Here is a 1,313-nt window from a genome sequence, read left to right on the forward strand (position 1 = left end):
CACCCGAGGCAGGCCTCTTTTCCTGCCATTGATGCGGATGATACGGGTGCACTGCACCCCATTTTTTTGCCCCATAGACCGCCAGCGCCTATTCAGCAAGCGCAGCCAGCTATCAATTCAAGAGCATTTCTGCGCCAGCGCCACGTATTCGGCCACGGGCACTTCCTCAGCGCGGCGCTGGGTGTCGAATTCACCAGCAAACTGGCGGGCTTCGAGCCAGCGGCCCAGCGTGTGGCGCAACAGCTTGCGGCGCTGGCTGAAAGCGACCTGGACCAGTTCCTCCAACAACGGCACAGACAACGGCGCGGGTTCGGCATGGGGCACCATGCGCACGACGGCGCTGTCCACGCGGGGCGGCGGGTCGAAGCTCTCGGGCGGCACGAACAGCACGTTTTCCATGGCGTAGCGCCATTGCAGCATCACCGACAGGCGTCCGTAATCGCCCGTGGCGGGGCTGGCCACCATGCGGTCGATCACTTCCTTTTGCAGCATGAAGTGCTGGTCTTCGATGACCTGCACATGGTCCAGCAGATGGAACAGGATAGGTGTGGAGATGTTGTAGGGCAGGTTGCCCACCACGCGCAACCGCAAACCGGGCTGTCCTGCCTTGTCACGCAGGGTCTGCGCCAGTGCGGTGAAGTCCACCTTGAGCACGTCCGACTCGATCACGTCGAGCTGGCCATGCAGGCGCAGGCGCAGCGCCAGGTCGCGGTCCAGTTCGATGACCGTGAGGCGCCCCAGACGTTCCACCAGGGGCTGTGTCAGCGCGGCCAGACCGGGCCCGATCTCGACCATGGGTTGACCGGGCATCGGCGCAATGGCCTGCACGATGCCGTCGATGATGCCCTGGTCGGACAGGAAATGCTGTCCGAAGCGCTTGCGGGGAATGTGTTTCAACGCGGCCTTACCTGTTGTCGTGTCTGAGAGTGCTTGGAGCTCGTGTGCGCTGCACTCACTGGGGTGGCTCGCGGTACTCGACATACGCGCGCCCGCGCAACTCCTGCGCCCAGGTGGCATAGGCCTCGTCGAGCTTCTTCTCGCGCACCGTGCTGCGGGCCATTTCGCGCTGCTCGCGCTGGGTGAGCTTGGCCTCGCGGCGTTCGAGCAGCTGGATCAGGTGCACGCCAAAACGCGAAACCAGGGGTTCGCTGATGTCACCGGGCTTGAGGGCGTCCAGCGCTTGCTCGAACTCGGGGACATACCGGCCTGGGTTGGCCCAGCCGAGGTCGCCGCCCTCCTTGGAACTGCCGTCCTGCGAATGCTCGCGCGCCAGGGCTGCAAAGTCGGCCTGCCCCGCCAGCACGCGGCGGCGG

Annotated in this window: 2 protein-coding genes; both read right to left on the bottom strand. The window is 65.0% G+C overall.

Annotated elements, in window-relative coordinates; translation table 11 throughout:
• Window positions 1–117 precede the first annotated feature (117 nt).
• Complete coding sequence (gene rsmA / locus DBR23_RS02780; protein WP_108497243.1) at window positions 118–897, bottom strand: 16S rRNA (adenine(1518)-N(6)/adenine(1519)-N(6))-dimethyltransferase RsmA; 780 nt, start codon at window positions 895–897, stop codon at window positions 118–120.
• A 55-nt stretch (window positions 898–952) separates the two neighbouring features.
• On the bottom strand, window positions 953–1,313 hold a 361-nt coding region (locus DBR23_RS02785; protein WP_199227617.1), incomplete at its 5' end, for a peptidylprolyl isomerase.

It is taken from the genome of Acidovorax sp. HMWF018 (genome assembly GCF_003061035.1).
Classification (GTDB): Bacteria; Pseudomonadota; Gammaproteobacteria; order Burkholderiales; family Burkholderiaceae_C; genus Acidovorax; species Acidovorax delafieldii.